Consider the following 19,401-nt stretch of genomic DNA (forward strand, 5'->3'; position numbering starts at 1 on the left):
ATACCTTATCAACATGAATGGACAGTCGTACAGAGTTAAAGAAACTAAAAAAATGTTACAACCTGATGAAGAATAAATATCTTTAGCCAATCTCATCCGAGACACTTAGTGGTATACTTTTCAATTACTAAGTGGACTACTTTTCAATTATATTATACAGTATTGCTGTTTTAAATGGAATTGTACTGATAGAGCATTTAAAAGAGCTTAGTCAAAAAGGTATGAAAAACATTGACGAATTGATATTGAAAGGAACTGTCGACCGCCTGCGTCCCGTAACACTCACAGCAGCAGCGGCGGCATTAGGATTTCTTCCGATGGCAATATCTTCTTCAGCAGGAGCTGAGGTACAACGTCCGTTGGCTACGGTTGTGATCGGTGGACTTGTAACGGCTACCATGTTGACCATGATTGTCTTGCCTGTTCTATTTAAAATGTTTGATAAAAAACTGGTTAGTAATGATAAATAGACATATTAAAATACTTGTTTCAGTAAGCTTTATTCTGTCAGGTACATCTGCATATAGTCAGAATATGAGCACAGAACTCAGCCATCTGATAGAGCTGGCATTTAAAAATAATAAAGGCCTGAAATCATATCAGTTACAGGTAGAATCCTCTAAAGCCAATATAGCTACTGCATATGACTTTAATAAGACTTCGATATACCACGGTTACGATGAAAATAATATTGCAGCCAACGACAAGGCATTACGGGTATTGGGTGTTGAGCAAACCTTCTTGTTTCCGACAGTTTACGGAGCACAGCGTAATGTGTATAAATCTCAATGGGAGCAAAAGAAAGCTTTGTACAACATAGAAGAGAATAAACTCATACTGGATATATCGCAGTTATATGAACAGATCGTTTATTTACGGAATAAAGAAAAGTTTTATCAGCACCTCGACACTTTGTATTCCGAATTTTCGAGAGCCGGCAGCCGCAGATTCGAATTGGGTGAATCGAATTACCTGGAGAAAATAACGGCTAAAGCAAAGTCAAAACAAATACATACGACCTTAGTACAGTTGATAAGCCAAAAAAGAGCAAGCTATGAGCAATTAAAGGCGTTGGTGCAAAGTGACGAAATTCCACTCATCAGCAAAGATAATCTTGAACTTCTATATTTAGAGAATGCGGGTATAGGACGAATCCTTCAAACCGAATATATGGAGAGAGTTAGCCAAACCTATAAATCGCAGATGAAGCTTCAAAATCACAATTGGCTGCCCGACATTAACATAGAGCTTTTTACAGGAACCACGAGAGGCTTAGGATACTATCAGAATGGTTTTCAGATTGGGGTATCTATTCCATTGTTTTTTTCGGGAAATATTGCCAAAAAGAAAACCGCAAAGCTCGATCTGTTAAGCTGGGAAGCCGAACGTAGTAACAAAGAAATAAAAATGGAGCGTTTCTACATGCAAAAACAAGCCGAATTGGATCAGCATAACGAAATGATCAGGTATTACAACGAGAATGGGAAAGATCTATCTCAGGAGATTCTTAAAACTGCGGAGATGGGCTATAAAAACGGGGAAATAGACTTCTTCCAATACATACAGAGTCTCGAAAATGCGATCAGCATAGAGGTAGATTACCTCGAAAGTGTTCTGTTATACAATAATTCTTATTTAGAACTACATTATTTTAATTTTAACGAATAGAAGATGAAAAAGTATACTTATATATTCTCAATTCTAGTAGTAGCATTTGGCTTTGCAGCGTGTAGTGGAGAAAAGAAAACAGGAGAAGATATATCTGTTGTCGGAAAAGATAGCTCTTTAGTTGTGGTTACCAAAGATCAATTCAATACCATGAAAATGGAAATCTCACCATTAATCAAAAAAGATTTTGATGTGGTTATCAAAGCTTCAGGTAAGATTGATGTTCCTCCTCAGAAAAGAGCAAAAGTGACTTCTTTTGTCGGTGGTTTTGTAAAATCGTTATCCCATATGGTAGGCGATAAGGTATCTAAAGGGCAGGCTTTGTTAACTTTAGAGAGTCCCGATTATCTGGATATACAACAATCTTATCTCGAAATTTTCGGACAATTATTTTACCTCAAATCAGAGTATGAAAGACAGAAAACGCTGTTCAATGAAAAGATTGCTTCTCAGAAAAAATATCTGGAAGCCGAAAGCGATTATAAAATGGCTAAAGCTAATTACGAAAGCCTCCGCCAGAAGTTGCGTATGCTGAATATTAATCCCGAACAGGTCGAACAAGGAAGGCTGTCATCGACAATTACTGTTTATGCTCCTATCTCAGGAGATATTACGATAATAAACACAAATATGGGTATGGCGGTATCTCCCAGCGACGTAATAATGGAAATAGTCGATACTAAATCCTTGCATCTGGAGTTATCCGTTTTTGAGAAAAATGTATTCGATCTGAGAAAGGATCAAAAGGTAAAATTCATTATCCCACAAATTTCATCTGATGAATTTGAGGCAACAATATCACTTATCGGTAAATCGGTGGAAGGCAATGACCGCATTGTTACTGTTTATGCTACTTTAGATGAATCTACCAAGCAAAAATTGCTGACGGGTATGTTTGTTGAAGCCCAGATTGTTGCAAGCTCTAAAAAAGTATTGAGTGTACCAGTGGATGCTTTGACAAGCGAAGAAAGCAACCAATTTCTATTAGTTTTAGAATCAGAAAAAGAGGGTAATTATACTTTCCGTAAGACTCTTGTTAAAACCGGAGATCGGAATGGTGAATGGATTGAAGTCATCCCCGATACTAATATTAAAGCCGATGCCCGCATATTGGTAAAAGGTGTGTTTGATGTTATTTAAAATTTCAATGCTTTATTTTCGCTCTTGATCTTTGAGGTAAAACACATTAAGTATCGTTAAGATAATAGCTGTGTAATATAAATGAAAGGAAGGAAGATGTAAAGCAGGGAGAGAGTATCTTTAAACAGTTCGGCACTGTTCTTTGTTATCAAGATAAGATCTTTTTCAATAAAGCTTGTCTAAATTTAGAACAATAAAATAGAAATAAAATATGAAAACAAAAGCATCAAACTTGAACAATATCTTCTTAAACAATGAAAGCTGTTATAATTTAGAGGAAACAGTAGACAAACTCTCCGGCGAATTTTTATCTGCCAACTGGAAAATATCGGTAGTACATGATTTGCAAGAAACACTCCATAAAAATGGGAAAGAAGTATTACCAGTTAAAATCATAGAGATATGTAAGCCTGAATATTCAGGCAGATTATTGGAGAAAGATGCCGAAAGAATGTATTCTCCGCTGATTGCTGATGAACTGAAGGAAATGTAAAGTTTGTTATATAAGTAAAACACTCATCAATATTTAGTTGGTGAGTGTTTTTTTATGTGAACCTATATCAAGACAAGATAATCATTCAATCCTAATTATTAATGCCCTCAGTAGTTGAAATTAGTTATAAAAAAGTAACATAGAAATAATTCAGACAAGGATTTCTAAATTTAAATTTAATGAATATTTAATACTTTATATGATCTGAAAAGTTGCTCTATCCATCCATCAACACTTTCCGGTGTGGTTTTATCAGCCTTATCAAAGAAAAAATGTTTTCTGATATCCAATCCGCAATAAGTATAAATACCCATATCAGATGTTAGCAGTAAAGCTTTATCCATGCCAATGGCTTCGTATTCGGCATTCGATTTACCATGCGTGTTAATGATAATTGTCGGTTTGTTACCTAGCAATCCTTTTTGTATACCCTGATCGTAGCGGTAAGCAAATCCATAACTGAATACCCTGTCAATATAACCCTTCATTATAGCGGGCATTCCTGTCCACCAAATAGGATATATGAAAGTAATATGGTCTGCCCAAAGGATATACTCTTGTTCTCGCTTCACGTCCGGTGCAACCTCTCCTCTACGTTGGCCGGCTATATCTTCAAGCGAAAGTATAGGATTGAAATTCATTTGATACAGGTCACGCACTATTACTTCATGGTCTGCCTGTAATGCTTTTACAACTTTCGTTTTTAGAGAGTTATTCAAACTGGCCTCATTAGGATGGGCATAAATAATAAGATGCTTCATATTCTTGTTTTTTATAATTTATAAAGCAAATGTAGTGAGTTGGACCAGACTGTGATTGTAAGAAAACGAAATGCCTATTCCTTATTGACCTTACAAATATCATGTTGAAATTTTAAGTACTGAGTCGGGGTCAGTTTGATGTAGTACTTAAAATCGTGTATCAGCTGACTCTGATCATAATAGTTGCATGTATTTATTATCTCAAACCAATCCACATCAGATGATTTAGTTTGTAATAATTCAATAGCCAGTAAAAAACGCTTGTAGCGAGTGACTTCTTTTGCCGTATATCCATAGAATTTTTTATGATTGAGTTGCACCATACGCTCACTCTTATTGGTCGCCTGAGCTATTGCCTTTATAGGGCTGATATTATTATTTTCAGGGGTGTCAGAGAAATGCACAAATGCCGGTTCTCTATTTTTCAGATAGGGTCGGCAGAAGTCCAGAATAAAGTCAACTCTGTCTTTTGATGATTTAATTTTGTTTAATGAATGCCATAAATGAGTAAAACAGTTTTCACCGATTAACTCATCGGGATTAATGGCTAGGTTCAATGAAATGACTTGTCCGAAGAAACGGTAAAAAGCATCCTCTTTAAAGTTAGCAACAAGGATAGCCGAACCGGCAGAAAGAGAATAATCAAGGGCTCGTTTGATAGGACCCAGGACAACACATTTATCCATAGCGAGTGTACTGTCTTCTTTCGACTTCAGGTTTACTGTATTACCAAAACTGAAAATCAGAATTGTTTGGAAAGAAGGTAATAAGGTTTTAATTACTGTCTGGTCGCTTCTGTTTTCAGCGACATAGAAGTAAGTAAATACATCCTCAAATTCTGAGGGGATAGTTATTTGAGAGCTAATATATCCTTGTTTGTCTTCTCCCATATTATTATCTGTTTCCTCATTTATATATTCTCTGCGATTAATAGTGACCTTTTCCGAAATCTATGCGAATGGATCGGAAGGAATTTGCCCTGTAGTAATCAACTTACGTAAATTACCGTTTATGAGCATTCCCCATCCAGCCGAGCAAGATTCATAACATTCGGATGCCCGCATCAGTCCGACGTGAGTGAAGTGTACTTCTGTATTGCCTTCTTTTTTAACAATTTCAAATACAATATCAGTGCCCTTCCATTCGCTTTTGTTCTCTCTACAAAATTAAGGTTAGCATCCACCACATGCCAAACAATCTTTTTGTTAGGGATTAGCTCTGTTATTTTTTGTTTTGAGTAATGTACATCTTCGTAACGGTAAGTAAACTCGTCGCCGAGCTTAGTAGTATTACCCTCAATTTTTCCTGACCACCATCCTCTCACATTATTGATCGCAGCGAAGACTTCTTCCGGACTTTGGTCTACAGAGAAGACAATGGTATAACTTTTATTATTCATGGTTGCATTTTTTAATTTATCGTCCACTTTAGCATAAAGCCAAGTTTTACTATAATTAAAACAACCATCATTATGATATAGTTTATGAATTTTATCTGATATTTAATAACTTATAGGTAAACAAACTCTCATCCAATATTACTATTATAGTGAGTTGAAGCATCCAAATAGTGAGTTATGAGATAACGAGGTTTTCGAGGTTTTCCAGTCCCTTTTTATTAAATTGATAACTTATTTCTAACGAATAGAAAAATCTACCCTCGCTAAAGAATAAGTCTCTTCATCTCATCCACTTTCAGAGTCGATACTTTCGTTTTATCATATGCCAAATAAAGCTCGTTAACAGAAGGTACCACTCCATCCCATATTTTAACGATACGCCCGTCTGCTAAAAACTCTTTAGCCAGATAATCCGCTACCACTGTAATACCATTACCCAGGCTTAAGGCTTTAATAATATAATTGAGGTCGGGTATCACATATTTTGGTTTTATTAAAGGCCTTTTATTGAAATTTACTTTCCAGAAACGGCGGATAAATGCCAGGTCGCTACTATAGGCAAACCATTCCTGATCCAATAACCATTCCTCAGCATCGTTAATTACCTCATTTTTTAGACTCTCAGTAAAAGCAGGAAAGTCTATATGCGGACTACCCACTATAATAAATGACTCTTTAAATAAAGGCTCATATGTAATATTATTATTTGATCCTTTTTGTGTAGCTACTACAAAATCAAGGTCTCCTTTTTCGAGCAGATTCATTAACTCTTTGGTTGTACCGAAAATGGTAATGATATTCGAAGCCGAATGACTTATCTTACGAGTCATTTCTGTATAAAAATACTCATAAGGAGTACCCAGATGAATAGTAGAAGTCAGTTTCAATCCTGATTTGCTGTAATTGATTTCTACCGATTCGAGTTTTTGGACAGCCTCTGTTATCTGGGTATATAAATGTTTACCCAGTTCCGTGGGAATTAGCCCCTTGGGAACCCTCTCGAAAAGTTTACCACCCACATGATTCTCTAAAGCAGCCAGATGTAAGCTCACATTCGGTTGTGAGATTTGTAAGTCCAATGCTGCCCTGGTCATATTGCCTTGCTGGTAAATCGCATTGAATGTCCGATACCATTCTAAATTAATCATATAGCAAAGGTATAAATATTCTAATAGAGTTGTCAATATTTTCGTATCATATTTATAGTAATATAATTACGATCTTTGTCAAAAGAAACTTTTCTTTAAAATGAATGTTGAATTAATTAAACCAAAAATGAGAAAGATGAAAAAGATGAGAAGTGTTTTATTATTAATAGTATTAAGTGCCGGCATTTTTACGGCTTACGGTCAAAATACAAAAGAGAAGTTAAAAGAACAATCATCAAAAACAAACGACATGAAAAAGAAAATCCTGTTTGTAGTTACAAGCCACGATAAAAAAGGCAGCACAGGAGAACCTACGGGCTATTATCTTTCTGAAGTGTCTCATCCCTGGCACGTATTGCACGGTGCCGGATATGAGATTGATTTTGTCAGCCCTTTGGGAGGGAAAGCTCCGGTGGATGGTTTCGATTTAAACGATTCTATAAATAAGGTTTTCTGGGAAAATAAAGTGTATCGTGAAAAAATAGAAAACACGATGAAGCCGACAGAAATTATTCCGGAAAACTATGCAGCCATTTTTTACGCAGGAGGTCACGGTGCTATGTGGGATTTTGCAGATAATAAAGAACTGGCAACAATAGCAACTCAGATTTATGAAAATAACGGTATCGTGAGTGCGGTATGCCATGGTCCTGCCGGACTTGTCAATATTAAATTGAGTAGCGGAGATTATCTTGTAAAAGAGAAGAAAATCAATAGTTTCACGAATGAGGAAGAGATCGCAGTGAAGCTGGAGAATGTAGTACCATTCATGCTAGAGAGTAAACTGATTGAGCGTGGAGCTAAATTTGAAAAGTCGGCTTCTTTTCAACCTCACGTTACAGTTGACCAACGGGTTATTACAGGTCAGAATCCACAATCTGCTCATGGCGTTGGCGAAGCTATTCTAAAAGAACTAAACAAAGAAAATAAATGAAGAAAACTGCATTGATTCTTGGAGGAAATGGAATTATAGGTTGTAACATAGCTTCCTATCTTGAGGATAGTAACGAATGGAACTTAATTATCTCTTCTCATTCTCCTCTCACTTATAGTAGCCGTGCTGACTTTGTCCGGTTGGATCTGACAGACCCTGATGCTGTAGAAAAACAAAGGGAAAAACTCAAAAATGTCACGCACATATTTTTCGGTGCTTATATAGAGAAGGGTAATTTAGCAGAACAGACAACGGTAAATACCTTATTATTAAAGAATCTGATAACAGGTATTGAAAAGGTTGCACCTAACTTCGAGCATAGCACTTTCATACAGGGAGGTAAGGCTTATGGTGCTCATCTGGGTATGTACAAAACCCCGGCAAAAGAAACAGATTCGAGACATTTTCCTCCTAATTTTTATTATGATCAGGAAGATTTCCTAAGGCAACAATCAGCAGATAAAAATTGGAACTGGACGGCTCTTCGTCCTGATATGATTGTCGGAATGGCTATTGGGAATCCGATGAATCTGGCTACGTTAATTGCTGTTTATGCTACTCTTTGTAAAGAGCTGAATGTATCCATGCGATTCCCCGGTAATGAGAAAGCATATCACGTACTGGTTAATGTCACTGATGCACAACTGCTGGCTAAGGGGATGGAATATGTATCGCTTCATGAATCTTGTCAGAACGGGATATTCAATATTACAAATGGGGATATTTTCAGATGGAAAGAAGTCTGGCCGAAAATCGGTGAATATTTTGGAGTGCCTGTTGATGAGCCTCAGACTTTTTCCTTAGCTGCCTATATGAAAGACAAAGATGCTCTCTGGCAAGAGATTGTAAATAAATATAAGCTTGAGAATCATAAATTTGATCGGCTCGTACAATGGCCGTTTGGAGATTTTATTTTTAATAACGTGTATGATGCTTTCTTTGATGTGAGTAAATTAAGAAGGCATGGGTTTCATGAAATGCAGACAGATAGTTTTGAATCTTTTAAAAGGGTATTCGATCAATTGAAAGAATACAAGATTATTCCTGCATAAGAGAGGAGAGAGTTATTAAAATAACGTGAGTTCGATATATTAGAAGATAGCCTTTTGGCTATCTTCTAATACTTTGCCCTAATTTCTCTGCTTCTTTCAAAGCATCTGTTTTTAAAATGCTCTTCTTATCCATAAGCCCGTTTACGGTAATAATACCACGATTGCTCCAATTTGCTATACGCACTATAGAATTGTACGTACTCACAATACCTGCAAATACCTCTTTATTGTCTTCTCCTGCGGTAACTAGTAATATACTTTCTTTTATATTAATTTCTTTTTCTCCAACTAAGTATGTGTTAAACTTATCTATTGCTAGTTTAAGAGCTGCCGGAAAAGAGTAGGCATAAAGAGGTGTCGCAAACACAATGACATCAGATGTGTCTAAATAAGTGGATAGCTCATTGAAATCCTTATCGAATAAACAAGGAATATCATTACGGAAACAAGCTTTACAATCAATGCATGGTTTCATGTTTTTAGAGGCAGTATTATATTTAACGACCTGATGACCTACACTATTTGCTCCCTTGATAAATGCATCTGCCAGCCTATCTGAGTTGCCTCCCTTGCGGGCACTACCGGTTAATACAAGAATATTTTTCTTTCTCATCTCAAACTCTTACTTATTGTTTTTACTTTTGAAAGCCATTTATTACGTTGGTTTTCCGTAGAAGACTTAACTATTGATAAATATGTGACCCGTTTATTCTTAACACCACAAAAAGCAAGAATGCCTATTTTTAACATTTTGACACCTGTGTTACCCATAATATACTTATAGTACCATATAGGAGCATCCATTGTAGTGATAATCTCTGAAGTTTTTCCTTTTAAGAGCTTCTTAGGGATTGAAGATTTTTCTTGATATTCGTATGTCAATCCTGGAAGAAACAGACGGTCAATAAATCCTTTCATTATAGCAGGCATTCCTCCCCACCATGTAGGATAAATCCAAACCATGTGTTCTGCCCATTTTATCTTCTCCCAGGCATCCAGAAGATCCGGCTCCAGATTTGTCCGTTTACGATAACCTTGTTGTAGATTTGGCGAAAAATCCATGTCAGACATGGTAATTTCTTTGATCTTATGACCGAAGGATAATGCTCCTTCTTTATAAGCCTGCTGCAAAGCATGATTAAAACTTTCTTTATCCGGATGCCCATTTATTATAAGTATATTCATCATCTCAAACTTTAATTATAAAATAAGAACACAAAGTTATTGATGCTTAAAACGATAAAAAAGGACAAATGTCCAAAAATTACAAAACCATAATTTTAAGCAAACATCAGAAATTGATGTCTTTTCTTATACGGCTCAAATGGCGTTGGGTCATTCCCAAATAGGATGCCAGATATTGAAGTGGAACTTTTTGTATATATTGTGGTTGTTCTTTCAGTAGCTTTTCGTAACGTTCTTTGGCTGTACGTTTTTGTAGATTAAATATATGGTCTTCCAAACTTAAATACTGTTTTTCAGTCATCAGACGGCCAATTTTTTGCCAGTTGGCACCTGATGCAAAGAATTTATCCAAATCACTTTTTCTAATTATACTTAATTCGGTGGGGACTAATGCTTGAATATTCTCTTCCGATGGCGTCTGTGTCAGCATACTGGAATAGGCCATAGCTATTTCTCCCTGGAAGTAAATATTGTTTGTTTCTTCTGTTCCTTTATAGCAATAACAATAAGAACGTAAGATACCCGATTTGATGACAGCAACTTCGTTACAAATTCTACCTTCTTTAATTAAAAAGTCATTTTTATTCAATGTGCGGCAGGTCAAATAATTTTCTAACTCATTTAACTCATTTTCAGAAAGTATATTGAAAGAATCGAAGTATGATATCATAATTATAGTTTAATGCGATCTCTATATAATATAATGTCTTATAAATTAGGACAATAGATATATTTTAATTATTTCTAAACTTTTGATTTTCAAATTTTTAATTCAAAAAGCTATCTATTATGCGAAATTACAGATATTTTTTATTTGTGTGATGAATTTATTTCAGAATTTGAAGTTTGTTTTGTTAAACATGCCTTAGAGGAGGATACTGGAAAGAAATATCAGAATAAATCTAATTGACTATCCGATAGTCAGGCAATAACCATCTTCATTGCAATTATCAAGGACAGGCACAAAACAGGCAATGAATCCCATATTCCTTTACTCGATATCCCGCAAATGATTTTAAAGAAGTATGAAGATGCGAACCTACCCAATGAACAATTGCTTCCGGTGAGTGCCTGTCAGAATATGAATATCTATATTAAGGAGATAGCAGCCCTGTGCGGCATCAAAAAGAACCTTTCCACCCACTGGAAGGTATACCTTTGCGACAACTATGCTCACTAAAGGAGTGAGCATAGAGAGCGTTTCCATGATGCTTGGTCATACCGATATTAAGACGACTCAGATATATGCCAAGATATTAAATCAAAAGGTGAAACAGGAAGTATATCTTGTAAAAGATAAGTTCGATAATATGATGAATTGTTATGCGCAGAATAATGTAGTTGAGTTGAGGTAAAAGCACTTATAAATCTTGCAACTGATGGATTGTTCAGTTTTGAAGCTGCTATGCCGAATCCAAAAGCCGGTTGCATAATGAAAAAAGGTGCAACGATAGTAATAATACCTATAATTAATGCAGGCAATAAAGTCGGGCGATAAAGCCAGTCTAATTCCAAAGCACGCAACCAATACGAATGAAAAAATTATTCCGATAAAATAGTGTACACTCCAGCCTATTATCGCCTCATAACGAACAGTTGGTGTACGAGTTATATTTTCGTGTATGAATTTACCGTTAAAGAAATTACCTATCCACCTGCCCACCAATCTATAATCTAAGGTCTTAATATTAAAATAAGACAAAAGATAAGACCACATATCCATCAGTAAAGTAGCCCTGATTCCAATCACCGTAATTCTTATGATAGTTTCCATATTTCACTTTATTTTCCTAGTTATTATTCAATTCTTTGTAACAAAACAAAAACAGGTAAGATGCCGTTTGTAAAAGGTACAACAATCCTTTCTCATTTGTATGTATTTATAGTTAAATCAAAAGGTATTCATTTTGCAGATAAGTTAAGATTCGTTTTTTCGCATAACAATACCCCCTTAGACTTGTTTTATGTATTATACTCCCTTATACTTTCCGGATAACATCTCCTTTGACAGAATCAGGTGTTTTTATAGTCTATAGTCCAATCGCAAAAGATGCGATCGGAAATACTTCATTAACAATATATATGAAAAAAAGGCCGTAGATTATTTGTTTTATGGCTGTTATTTCTACTTACTCTTAACCAGTGAATCTTGTAATATAATTGCGTTTTTATGTAATAAGATTACTTGTTATCAGGACTACCTTTAGTCAGAAATTGAATACAATCTTAATTAAAATGAATCATGAAAATAGATAGAATTATAATCAATCCCGATCCATACGAACCATTTAGATTAGCCCAAGGCTATCGAGTTGACGATATGTTGTATATTTCTGGACAAACAGCTATTGACGACTCCGGGAATCTGGTGGGCATCGGCAATTTTGATATACAAGCGGAGCGAACTTTTCAAAATTTAGAAAAAGTGCTGAACGCAGGTGGTTCATCTTTGAAAAATGTAATTAAAGTGACCATATTTCTTCGGAATATGTCTAATTTCTCGAAAATTGTAGAATTGCGCGGGCGATATTTCTGTGAACCTTATCCTGCCGATACAATTGTCGAAGTGTCCTCTTTGTATTCTCCCGATGCCCTTATAGAAATCGATGCTATAGCTGTTGCCGACAGTGCAGTAGATTGAATTTCCATTTATAAAACCCAGTAGTAATGAAATATCTAACCCCTTACCTGATTATCAATAATAAGTGCGAAGAAGCACTCTTATTCTATAAAGACTGTTTTGACGGTGAAATATTCTTTATGCAGAAATACGCAGAAGCTGAAAAGTATAATGTCTCCGAACAATTCAAAGATAAAATTGCCCATGCCGAATTTATGGCAGAAGGTATCAACTTTTATGCCTCCGATGGTTTTGAAGGACAGAAAGTAACAGTTGGCGATACTATCGCAATGACTGTATCATTCGATAATGAGAAAGAACAAAAAACGGTCTTTGAGAAATTGAAAGTGGATGGAAATGTGACAATGGACTTTGCCCAAACTTCCACAGCTTCGATGCTCGTGACATTAATTGATAAGTACGGAATCCACTGGTATCTGAATTACGATAAGTAATGAAAGAAAGTACAAAAGGCTACTTAGCCGCAATACTATCATCATTCATTATTGGATTATCGTTCTTGTTTGTGAAAATAGCACTAACACACGAAAATCCGATGGCTATATTGGCACATAGGTTTAGTATTGCATTGCTATTTATATTACCTTTTGCTATTATAAAGCGTAAAGAAATAAAACTCAAAAGGGCTGATATTGGTACTATATTATTAATGGCATTACTTTATCCTGTTTTATTGTTCGGGTTTCAGATTTGGGGACTAAACTATATATCATCTGCCGAAGCCGGAATTATTCAGGCGATACAACCTATATTGACCTTGGTTGCAGCAGTAATTATACTGAACGAAAAAATATTGGGGAAGCAAAAATTATTTACACTTCTTTCTGTTTCCGGTGTGTTATTCATTTTCGCCATGCAAGGAATAAATGGAGAAGGATCCGTTTTAGGTTATCTTATATTTTCACTATCTACCGCAGTATTTTCCATTTACGCCGTCTTGGTAAGAAAATACAAAGAGAGATTTTCGGTATTTCAGATTACATTTTTCTGTATCACAGTGGGTGCTATATTATTTAATGTTTTATCCATATCACAATACATAATTAATCCTGAAACAGGGAATTATTTTGAATCGTTCCTGTCTATTGAATACTTGATCTCCATTTTTTATTTAGGTGTATTATCGTCATTAGCTACATCGGCATTATCTAACTATTCGTATTCAAAAATAGAAGCATCCAAGCTAGGCGTATTCGGAAATTTAGTCTCTGTTGTAGCCATTTTTGCGGGAGTTATTATTTTGAAAGATAGCTTAAACTGGGTGAAAATCGTTGGTGCCGCTATTATTCTTATAGGGATAATAGGCGTGAACAGGAGAAAAAAAACAATTATTACTAACTTATAAAATAAAAAAATTATGAATACAAAAAGCAATACAACAGAAGAAACCAGAGCAATCGTAGAACAGTTTTATAAAAGAAGATCATTAAATGATATTGACGCAGTAATCGACCTTATAGCAGATGACATTAAATGGGAGATTCCCGGAGATAAGGATTTAGCTCCCTGGTTGGGTAACAGGTCAAGCAAAGCAGAAGTCAGAGAATTCTTTTCACTTCAAAAACAATATGTTAAATCTTTGATTTTCGACACTAAACAATTAGTAGTTGAAGGTGAAAATGCAGTGGCAGTAGGATATTTATCTTCCCGCATGCTGAAAACAAATAAAGTGTTTAACAGCCATTTTATGACGCACTTTACAGTTAAAAACAAACAAATCACACATTATTTTTTCTCCGAAGACAGTTTGGAGTTAGTGAAAGTACTGACAGAGGATGAGCGTAAAATTGAAGAGCAAAAAATAAAAGATTCATCAGCTATTGATCTGGTAATACTGTATTTTGAAAAAACAGATAAAAGAGAGACTGATTTAGATACCCTGTTTTCAGAAGATGTGGAAATCTACTATCCAAAATTCGGAGAAGCCAAAGGACGGACGGAAATCAATCGATTCATCGCATGGACAAGGGGATTTATAGAAAAACTGACGCATGAAATAAGTGACTTTTCTTATGTTATTTCTGAAAACAGGGTAATAGTCGAAGGAACTGAAAGCGGAATACTGAAAAGTGGTAAAACCTTTTCCAAAACCCGATTTTGCAGTGTCTTTACGATTAAAGATAATCTGATAAGCCGCATGTATATTTATGTAGACCCCGATTTTGCAGGAGAGGATGCTGAGCGATTCGGATACTAAATTAATTAAGAGATAAAAGTAATATAAACAGTTTTTTGCTTAACGGTTACATCCGTTAAGCAATCTATAATCATCAATTAATACTACAAGTCATGGAAAAAAGATACCCAATTCCTCCATTTACAGAGGAAACAGCAAAAGAGAAAATTCAATTAGCCGAAGATGGGTGGAACAGTCAGAATCCCGAGAAAGTATCCAAAGCCTATACAATAGATAGTGAGTGGCGAAACAGGGATGTATTCATTAATGGCAGAGAAGAAATTATTAAATTTTTAACTGCCAAATGGATTAAAGAACTCAATTATAAATTGCAAAAAGAATATTGGTCGCATACCAACAATCGCATTGCTGTAAGATTCGAATATGAATACCAATCAAAGGAAGGGCAATGGTACAGAGCTTATGGCAATGAAAACTGGGAGTTTGACGAAAATGGATTGATGACAAAACGATATGCTAGTATAAATGATTTACCTATTGAGGAATCAGATAGAAAACTCAAATAAAAATTACAAGATAAAAAATATAAAAATGAAAAAAATAGCAATAATAACAGGAGCAACATCAGGCATAGGTCGTGCTACAGCCTTAAAACTGGCAGAAGAAGGCTATAACCTGATCCTTGCAGGACGACGCTCAGAACGATTGACCGAGCTGCAAAAAGAAATAGAATCGAAATACGAGTCAAAAGTTTTACCGCTTAGCTTTGATATCAGAGTACACACAGAAGTGGAAGACGCACTTTTGAAGAACATACCAACAGAGTGGAGTAACATTGACGTTCTGGTCAATAATGCGGGCCTGGGTAATTTTTCTCTTATTCATGAAGGGGATATTCACGATTGAGATAACATGATAGATACAAATATAAAGGGCTTATTATATGCAACACGTGCAATAACACCCGGCATGGTTTTACGAAAATCAGGACATATTATCAACATTGGCTCTACCGTGGGAAGAGAAACTTTCCAAAGTGGAAATGTATATTGTGCTACAAAGTTTGCGGTAGATGGTTTGAGCAAAGGTATGCGTTTAGACTTACAACAATACGGTATACGAGTTACACAGATATGCCCCGGTAGAGTAGAAACCGACTTCGCCCTTGTCAGTTATAAAGGTGATGCGGAACAAGTAAAAAAAGAATATGAAATATATGCCTCTTTAAAAGTCGAAGATATAGCAAATGCAATAGCTTATGCTTTATCTCAACCGGCTCATGTTAACGTACAAGATATATACATCCTAAATACGGCACAAGAATAAGACGTAAAATGATTTTGGGGAATAAGACAGTTGAAGCCGACAAAAATGACAATGATAAGGTTTCAGACCTATTTATTGCTTTGGTAAGCCCAACTGCAATGGTCTTCTATAATCCGAAAGTATATCATTAACTACTTTCTTATATTTATTTTATTAAAAGAGAAATATGGAAATATTAAGAACACTTTATCGTATATATACAACTCCGGAAAGACTAGAGGCTCAGGTGTTTTTTTACGAGAAATTATATGAAAAGCCTTATTTTATGAAATTCTATTATCAGGAGTTGGATATTACCTTAGTCGAAATTGGTGATATACTTATACTCTCCGGGCTGGAAGAAACATGGAAAAACCTTCCTGTAATTAAGAATACTTCCCTTACCATCTATGTGCTATCTATTGATGAAGCCTATTCAGACCTTCTTATGAACGAAGAGGTAAGCATATTATATGGACCCCAAGAGTATCTTACGGGGTTTAATATGGGAGTTCAGAATCCGGATGGGCTTATTTTTGAATATGTGCAACATACTGAGAAAGTAAGTAAATATAAAAAATAAGTGAAATAAAGAGTCTTTTTCTCTTATAGAAAGGCTCTTTTAATTAACAAAAACAAGATGAAAACAATCATATTAAAAGAATTCGGAAGTGTGGATAATCTGACAATACAAGATATTCCAACACCAACTATCAAAGAAGACGAAGTTTTGGTAAAAGTAAAAGCTATCAGCATAAACCCTGTAGATGTAAAAACACGCCAAGGCTATGCATTAGCCGATAGCTTTAAAAATTATGATCCTATTATTTTAGGATGGGATATAGCAGGAGAAATTGTCGAAACAGGAAATGCAGTTCACAACTTTAAAATTGGAGACGAAGTATTCGGTATGGTAAACTTTGTCGGTCATGGCAAAGCATATGCTGAATATGTATCGGCTCCGGCTTGGCAGCTAGCGATAAAACCGCAGAATATTTTTTTTGAAGTAGCTGCCGCAGCAACGCTTGCCGCCTTAACAGCCTGGCAGGCATTCACCAAAAAGGGACATCTAAAAGCTGGTGATCGGGTGCTTATACATGCCGCTTCGGGTGGAGTAGGTCATTATGCAGTTCAGATAGCAAAGCATTTGGGAGCTTATGTAATCGGAACATCATCAGCTGCCAATAAAGACTTCATTCTCGGCTTAGGGGCAGACGAACATATCGATTATAAAAGTCAGGATTTTGAGAAAATGGTAAGCGACATTGACTTTGTCCTCGAAACGATTGGAGGTAATAATTTTATCCGTTCTTTAGATGTATTAAAGTCTAGAGGTACAATTGTTAACCTCCCATCGGGATTAACAGATGAAGCCAAACAAAAAGCACAAGAAAAAGGCGTAAACAGTTGCTTTTTTATGATGGTTGAATCCAATGGAGAAGATATGAAGCAGATAGCCGATCTATTAGAAAAAGGAGTTGTTAAATCGCATATTTCCAAAACGTTCTCCTTTGAGCAAATGCCACAAGCTCATTTGCAGATAGAATCGGGACGTACTGTGGGGAAAATAGTAATAATATTATAAAACAGTTTAAATATGAATAAATTGAAATTACCTCTATTACCTCAAAAAATCGAACGGGTTAAAGAACTCTTGGTTTATGACGAATTGACTTTAAGCGAGATTGCATTCAAACTCAACTATTCAAGCGTTGCCTACTTAAGTAGTCAATTAAAAAAATAACGGGACTCACTCCTTCTCACTTCAAAAATATAAGAACCGAAAAACGTAAATCGCTCGACAAAGTGTAAATCTTATAAATCATCCACTAAATAACATAACATACGAAAGGCTCTTTGTTGCCAACTTTGCATTGTAATTAATAAATTACGTGATTATATACTATTGTAGCATAACAATTAAAAAAAAGAAAACATGGAAGCAAAAGAACAAAAAACAGTTATAATTCAAGTTCAGGGAAATTGCCCGATGTGCAAGACACGTATCGAAAATGCAGCTAAAGAGATCAGCGGTGTATCATCCGCAAACTGGGATCAAAACACAAAGCAATTACACTTGAGTTTCGATGAATCCGATACATCAGTAGAGATGATTAGTAAGGCAATAGCCAAAGCAGGTCATGATACGGATAAATATGAAGCAGACATAGCAACTTATGCTGCCTTACCTAATTGCTGTAAATACAGAAAGTAATTACAAATTCTAAATTGAATCAAAATGAAAAAGTTAATTTTAGCAATAGCAGTCACTCTTTTGACAATTGTATCATACAATCAGCCCGCCAGTGCTCAGAATCAGGATGCCATTGTGGCATTTCAACCTGTTTATCAATCATACTTTGCACTCAAAGATGCTTTAGTTGCAAGTGATGGCAAAGCGGCGCAAAGTGCAGCCGAATCTTTATACAAAAACATAGCAGCCGTACCAATGGATAAACTCGGTAGCAGCCACACTGTTTGGATGAATCTTCAATCCAAACTCAATTTCGATGCTGAATACATGAAAGGTACAAATAATATTGGTAATCACAGAGAGCATTTCATATCGTTGTCTGAAAATATGTATGAACTAATGAAAGTTGCTAAATACGGGAAAACCGTATATTATCAACATTGTCCGATGTATAACAAGAAAAAAGGCGGAGCAAATTGGTTGAGTCTGGATAAGGTTATTAAGAATCCTTATTTCGGTTCCAAAATGCTAACCTGCGGTAGCGTACAAGAAACAATTAACAACAAATAAACCCCCCTTTATTATGGAAAATATGGAAAACAAACAGGAAATGCAACATAGCCCTAAAAATGAAGGGCATAGCGGCAACCATTCTTTAGCAATGTACAAACGCTTTGCAATTATGGCGGTTGTAATGTTCGCAGCAATGTATTTTATAATGTATGCTATGATTGACGGTTTAAATAATCTTATCCACAACATTAATAATTTGTATATGACCTTGCTGATGGTTTCTGCAATGTTGATTATTGAAATATGGATAATGAAGGGTATGTATGAAAACAAGAAGATCAATTGGGGCATTATAATAATTTCTGCTGCAATAGGTATTTTTTCATGGTTTGGTATTCGGGAGCAAATAAATGTTGGCGATAAACAATTTGTAAAAGGTATGATACCCCATCACGCAGCCGCAGTATTGATGTCGGAAAAAGCAAACCTTACCGACCCCGAACTGATACAGCTGCAAAAAAACATACTCAAAACCCAAGCAGAAGAAATAGAATTTATGAAGCGAAAGCTGAAAAAATTTGAAAATAAGTAAACAAAAAATATATACTCATTGTATATGAAAAAAATTAGTAAAATACTATTTTCGATTTTTGTGCTGTCGTTTATAATTCCCACGGTAAAGTCACAAAACATCAAGGAATATAATTTATATATCAATGATACGATTGTGAATTATACAGGGAAAAATAAAAAGGCAATAGCAGTCAATGGGCAGATACCTATGCCAACGCTCTATTTCACCGAAGGCGATACGGCAGTAGTCTATGTGCA

General features: G+C 35.5%; 26 protein-coding genes and 3 pseudogenes. 21 read left to right on the top strand and 8 right to left on the bottom strand.

Features of this window, described 5'->3' with window-relative positions; genetic code table 11:
* Window positions 1–131 precede the first annotated feature (131 nt).
* The 4 genes from G7Y56_RS17370 to G7Y56_RS17385 all read left to right on the top strand — a co-directional run bounded on the left by G7Y56_RS17370 (window position 132) and on the right by G7Y56_RS17385 (window position 3,301).
* Window positions 132–470 (top strand): efflux RND transporter permease subunit, encoded by a 339-nt coding sequence (locus tag G7Y56_RS17370; RefSeq protein ID WP_255498791.1) that lies wholly within the window; start codon window positions 132–134, stop codon window positions 468–470.
* Window positions 460–1,668 (top strand): TolC family protein, encoded by a 1,209-nt coding sequence (locus G7Y56_RS17375; RefSeq protein WP_165045579.1) that lies wholly within the window; start codon window positions 460–462, stop codon window positions 1,666–1,668. Before G7Y56_RS17370 ends, G7Y56_RS17375 begins: the two co-directional genes overlap by 11 nt.
* 3 nt (window positions 1,669–1,671) lie before the next feature.
* A complete protein-coding gene (locus tag G7Y56_RS17380) occupies window positions 1,672–2,808 on the top strand; it encodes an efflux RND transporter periplasmic adaptor subunit (protein ID WP_165045581.1) in 1,137 nt (378 codons plus the stop codon).
* Between the two features lie 211 nt (window positions 2,809–3,019).
* Window positions 3,020–3,301, top strand: a complete 282-nt coding sequence (locus tag G7Y56_RS17385; RefSeq protein WP_165045583.1) for a DUF302 domain-containing protein — start codon at window positions 3,020–3,022, stop codon at window positions 3,299–3,301.
* Window positions 3,302–3,477: 176 nt separating this feature from the next.
* Here G7Y56_RS17385 and G7Y56_RS17390 read toward each other — a convergent pair whose 3' ends face one another.
* The 4 genes from G7Y56_RS17390 to G7Y56_RS17405 form a co-directional block, all read right to left on the bottom strand.
* The gene (locus tag G7Y56_RS17390; RefSeq protein ID WP_165045585.1) at window positions 3,478–4,062 is read right to left on the bottom strand and encodes an NAD(P)H-dependent oxidoreductase; all 585 of its coding nucleotides are present in this window, start codon (window positions 4,060–4,062) and stop codon (window positions 3,478–3,480) included.
* 74 nt (window positions 4,063–4,136) lie between these two features.
* Window positions 4,137–4,952, bottom strand: coding sequence for a helix-turn-helix domain-containing protein (locus G7Y56_RS17395; RefSeq protein WP_165045587.1), 816 nt, complete (start codon window positions 4,950–4,952; stop codon window positions 4,137–4,139).
* Between the two features lie 173 nt (window positions 4,953–5,125).
* Window positions 5,126–5,461, bottom strand: coding sequence for an SRPBCC domain-containing protein (locus G7Y56_RS17400; RefSeq protein ID WP_221412565.1), 336 nt, complete (start codon window positions 5,459–5,461; stop codon window positions 5,126–5,128).
* Window positions 5,462–5,724: 263 nt separating this feature from the next.
* A complete protein-coding gene (locus tag G7Y56_RS17405; protein ID WP_165045589.1) occupies window positions 5,725–6,609 on the bottom strand; it encodes a LysR family transcriptional regulator in 885 nt (294 codons plus the stop codon).
* A gap of 136 nt (window positions 6,610–6,745) precedes the next feature.
* On the opposite strand from G7Y56_RS17405, the gene G7Y56_RS17410 reads away from it, so the two are divergent.
* Both G7Y56_RS17410 and G7Y56_RS17415 read left to right on the top strand, forming a co-directional pair.
* The gene (locus G7Y56_RS17410) at window positions 6,746–7,543 is read left to right on the top strand and encodes a type 1 glutamine amidotransferase domain-containing protein (RefSeq protein WP_165045591.1); all 798 of its coding nucleotides are present in this window, start codon (window positions 6,746–6,748) and stop codon (window positions 7,541–7,543) included.
* On the top strand, window positions 7,540–8,595 hold the full coding sequence (locus tag G7Y56_RS17415) for an SDR family oxidoreductase (protein WP_165045593.1): 1,056 nt from the start codon (window positions 7,540–7,542) through the stop codon (window positions 8,593–8,595). The genes G7Y56_RS17410 and G7Y56_RS17415 overlap by 4 nt, the downstream gene beginning before the upstream one ends.
* A 58-nt stretch (window positions 8,596–8,653) precedes the next feature.
* Here the strand turns inward: G7Y56_RS17415 and G7Y56_RS17420 are convergent, their stop codons facing one another.
* From G7Y56_RS17420 to G7Y56_RS17430, 3 genes are all read right to left on the bottom strand, one after another.
* Complete coding sequence (locus tag G7Y56_RS17420; protein ID WP_165045595.1) at window positions 8,654–9,208, bottom strand: flavodoxin family protein; 555 nt, start codon at window positions 9,206–9,208, stop codon at window positions 8,654–8,656.
* Window positions 9,205–9,780, bottom strand: a complete 576-nt coding sequence (locus tag G7Y56_RS17425; RefSeq protein WP_255498792.1) for an NAD(P)H-dependent oxidoreductase — start codon at window positions 9,778–9,780, stop codon at window positions 9,205–9,207. Before G7Y56_RS17425 ends, G7Y56_RS17420 begins: the two co-directional genes overlap by 4 nt.
* A gap of 106 nt (window positions 9,781–9,886) precedes the next feature.
* The gene (locus G7Y56_RS17430; protein ID WP_165045599.1) at window positions 9,887–10,450 is read right to left on the bottom strand and encodes a Crp/Fnr family transcriptional regulator; all 564 of its coding nucleotides are present in this window, start codon (window positions 10,448–10,450) and stop codon (window positions 9,887–9,889) included.
* Between the two features lie 499 nt (window positions 10,451–10,949).
* Here G7Y56_RS17430 and G7Y56_RS18510 point away from each other — a divergent pair, with 499 nt between their 5' ends.
* On the top strand, window positions 10,950–11,135 hold the full coding sequence (locus tag G7Y56_RS18510) for a tyrosine recombinase (RefSeq protein WP_165045601.1): 186 nt from the start codon (window positions 10,950–10,952) through the stop codon (window positions 11,133–11,135).
* A gap of 128 nt (window positions 11,136–11,263) precedes the next feature.
* Here G7Y56_RS18510 and G7Y56_RS18910 read toward each other — a convergent pair.
* Window positions 11,264–11,554 (bottom strand): annotated as a pseudogene (locus G7Y56_RS18910) (DUF2938 family protein); the annotation flags it as partial.
* A gap of 468 nt (window positions 11,555–12,022) precedes the next feature.
* Here G7Y56_RS18910 and G7Y56_RS17445 point away from each other — a divergent pair.
* The 14 genes and pseudogenes from G7Y56_RS17445 to G7Y56_RS17505 all read left to right on the top strand — a co-directional run.
* The gene (locus tag G7Y56_RS17445) at window positions 12,023–12,421 is read left to right on the top strand and encodes a RidA family protein (protein WP_165045603.1); all 399 of its coding nucleotides are present in this window, start codon (window positions 12,023–12,025) and stop codon (window positions 12,419–12,421) included.
* Window positions 12,422–12,447: 26 nt separating this feature from the next.
* The gene (locus G7Y56_RS17450; RefSeq protein ID WP_165045605.1) at window positions 12,448–12,855 is read left to right on the top strand and encodes a VOC family protein; all 408 of its coding nucleotides are present in this window, start codon (window positions 12,448–12,450) and stop codon (window positions 12,853–12,855) included.
* Window positions 12,855–13,766, top strand: coding sequence for a DMT family transporter (locus G7Y56_RS17455; protein WP_165045607.1), 912 nt, complete (start codon window positions 12,855–12,857; stop codon window positions 13,764–13,766). Before G7Y56_RS17450 ends, G7Y56_RS17455 begins: the two co-directional genes overlap by 1 nt.
* 12 nt (window positions 13,767–13,778) lie before the next feature.
* On the top strand, window positions 13,779–14,618 hold the full coding sequence (locus G7Y56_RS17460; RefSeq protein ID WP_165045609.1) for a nuclear transport factor 2 family protein: 840 nt from the start codon (window positions 13,779–13,781) through the stop codon (window positions 14,616–14,618).
* A 92-nt stretch (window positions 14,619–14,710) separates the two neighbouring features.
* Window positions 14,711–15,124, top strand: a complete 414-nt coding sequence (locus G7Y56_RS17465) for a nuclear transport factor 2 family protein (RefSeq protein WP_165045611.1) — start codon at window positions 14,711–14,713, stop codon at window positions 15,122–15,124.
* A 25-nt stretch (window positions 15,125–15,149) separates the two neighbouring features.
* Window positions 15,150–15,884, top strand: a pseudogene (locus G7Y56_RS17470) (SDR family NAD(P)-dependent oxidoreductase).
* 8 nt (window positions 15,885–15,892) lie between these two features.
* Complete coding sequence (locus tag G7Y56_RS18735) at window positions 15,893–16,015, top strand: hypothetical protein (RefSeq protein ID WP_255498793.1); 123 nt, start codon at window positions 15,893–15,895, stop codon at window positions 16,013–16,015.
* Window positions 16,016–16,050: 35 nt separating this feature from the next.
* Window positions 16,051–16,446 carry a VOC family protein gene (locus G7Y56_RS17475; protein WP_165045613.1) on the top strand — a complete coding sequence of 132 codons (396 nt, stop codon included), beginning with the start codon at window positions 16,051–16,053 and terminating at the stop codon, window positions 16,444–16,446.
* A 57-nt stretch (window positions 16,447–16,503) separates the two neighbouring features.
* Window positions 16,504–17,448: an NADP-dependent oxidoreductase gene (locus G7Y56_RS17480; RefSeq protein WP_165045615.1), complete on the top strand. Its 945-nt coding sequence runs from the start codon at window positions 16,504–16,506 to the stop codon at window positions 17,446–17,448.
* Window positions 17,449–17,484: 36 nt separating this feature from the next.
* Window positions 17,485–17,675, top strand: a pseudogene (locus G7Y56_RS18740) (helix-turn-helix domain-containing protein); the annotation flags it as partial.
* A 124-nt stretch (window positions 17,676–17,799) separates the two neighbouring features.
* Complete coding sequence (locus G7Y56_RS17490) at window positions 17,800–18,078, top strand: heavy-metal-associated domain-containing protein (protein ID WP_165045617.1); 279 nt, start codon at window positions 17,800–17,802, stop codon at window positions 18,076–18,078.
* Between the two features lie 24 nt (window positions 18,079–18,102).
* The gene (locus tag G7Y56_RS17495; RefSeq protein ID WP_165045619.1) at window positions 18,103–18,627 is read left to right on the top strand and encodes a DUF3347 domain-containing protein; all 525 of its coding nucleotides are present in this window, start codon (window positions 18,103–18,105) and stop codon (window positions 18,625–18,627) included.
* A 13-nt stretch (window positions 18,628–18,640) separates the two neighbouring features.
* Window positions 18,641–19,162 carry a DUF305 domain-containing protein gene (locus G7Y56_RS17500; RefSeq protein WP_165045621.1) on the top strand — a complete coding sequence of 174 codons (522 nt, stop codon included), beginning with the start codon at window positions 18,641–18,643 and terminating at the stop codon, window positions 19,160–19,162.
* Window positions 19,163–19,186: 24 nt separating this feature from the next.
* A partial coding sequence (locus G7Y56_RS17505) for a multicopper oxidase domain-containing protein (protein WP_165045623.1) occupies window positions 19,187–19,401 on the top strand: 215 nt, incomplete at its 3' end.

Source organism: Dysgonomonas sp. ZJ709, from assembly GCF_011039195.1.
In the GTDB taxonomy this organism is placed as follows: domain Bacteria; phylum Bacteroidota; class Bacteroidia; order Bacteroidales; family Dysgonomonadaceae; genus Dysgonomonas.